Below are 1,809 nucleotides of genomic sequence, written 5' to 3' on the forward strand. Positions count from 1 at the left end.
CAGTTTAAAGTAAATTTTTCCTTCAATTTGAGTGCAAGTTTCAACCTTGACTCCAGGCAAGTCTAATAAATAGTCTAAATGAAAGCTCATTACTTTAACTGTATTGGTTGATCTATTTTACACCATAAACTCAGGAGAGCCCTTCTGTTTATTATGGTATTTACAACATAGGTAGTATTTATACTGGTGAGGATAACGACATAATCACTGGCATCGACCAGGTAGGTCAGAGTTTCGGTTCTAATGGTGGCATTTACGTCGGCGGAGGAAGCACCATTGATACTGGTAATGGCAAGGACCTAATTACTGGCATCTCCAATAGCGCCTGCGGAATCAATGTCCACTCCGGCACCATAAATACTGGCGATGGTAACGACACCATCGCAGGTACTAACCTCGTTAATGGCAACGGCATAGCTCTTTTCTCCACTAGTAGCATCGCCACTGGTGGCATCGATACTGGAAAGGGCGACGACATAATCATTGGTACTGCCTTTTACAGCGGACTCGTAACTTCTTCTAGCGTGGGCATAACTTCTTCTACAGCCTTCTTAAATACTGGTGAGGGTAACGACATAATTACTGGGATCTCCAATAAAGGAGGCTCTGGTATCAGCAACTATACAGCTATAATAGATACTGGCGATGGCAATGACACAATCACTGGTACGAGTGGTAATGTTGACATCCTTAACGAATTTACCAGCGTGGGCATTAGTAACGGACAATCTATTTATACCGGCAATGGTAACGACATAATCACTGGCATTGCTAGCGATGCCAAACTTTTTAGCATGGGCATCTCCAACGGCGGTACTATTGATACTGGTAATGGTGACGCCATAATCACTGCCACTGGCACCACCTATGGCATTTTCAACCAGGGTACAATAAATACTGGTAATGGTGACGCCATAATCACTGCCACTGGCACCACTTATGGCATCTTCAACTTCAACCAGGGTAGAATTAATACTGGTAATGGTAACAACTCCATCATTTCCCAAGGAGGGTTTGTTAACTATGCCGAGGTGTTTTTAGGAGATGGTAACGACTCGATTACTGCCGATACAGACTTTCCTAAGCGTGCCCTTGAGAACTTCAACGAAATTGAGACTGGTGATGGTAACGACATAATCACTAGCACTGGCGTCATTTACAACGAGGGTGTTATTAATACTGGTGATGGTGAAGACTCTATCATTGTTGACGGAGACGTTAATGACACTGGTATCAGATATGGCATTTATAACAACGGCGGTACAATTAATACTGGTAATGGTAACGACTCTATCATTACTAATGAAGGCTTTGAGTCAGGCTCCAATAGCAGTGGCAGCATATTTTTAGGAGATGGTGAAGACTATATAAAGGGTTTTGGTAGTGGTGATTTTTATGGCGGGAACGGTAATGACATACTAGAATTAACGCCAGGAAGCTATACCGTTGGAAGATGGGACACAACGGTGACTTTCACCAAGGGTAGCAGTTTTATGATAGCTTCCGAGTTTGAACAACTAATAGCTGGTGGCACAACGTACCCTTTCGCCAGTTTGACTGAAGGTCAGACAATTTTTGTCGCCTAGCAGTCTATTTGAGAAGTATGGGACAGCTAGCTATGAGAAAAGTTTTGCTGTCCTGAAACACCCTTTATTCTTTACTGATAACGCTTTTCTCCAATCTCCTGAAAAAATTGGAGCTTTGGCTGTGGTGATGGGTTGTGCTTGTATGGATGTAGTGACAGATAGCGCTCGATTGAGAATTAGCGAAACTCGGGGTGGCGAATCATTACCCCTCTCAAGTCGCCCT

At 43.3% G+C, this 1,809-nt stretch carries 1 protein-coding gene and 1 pseudogene; both read left to right on the forward strand.

All coding sequences use genetic code 11. From position 1 onward, the window contains the following. Positions 1 to 524: 524 nt before the first annotated feature. Positions 525 to 1,586, forward strand: a complete 1,062-nt coding sequence (locus ACUVJL_RS38960) for a hypothetical protein (RefSeq protein ID WP_445250707.1) — start codon at positions 525 to 527, stop codon at positions 1,584 to 1,586. Further along, positions 1,576 to 1,809: pseudogene (locus ACUVJL_RS38965) on the forward strand (hypothetical protein); the annotation flags it as partial. The gene ACUVJL_RS38960 and the pseudogene ACUVJL_RS38965, both read left to right, overlap by 11 nt.

The sequence above is a fragment of the Microcoleus sp. OTE_8_concoct_300 genome, assembly GCF_031383065.1.
Classification (GTDB): Bacteria; Cyanobacteriota; Cyanobacteriia; order Cyanobacteriales; family Microcoleaceae; genus Microcoleus.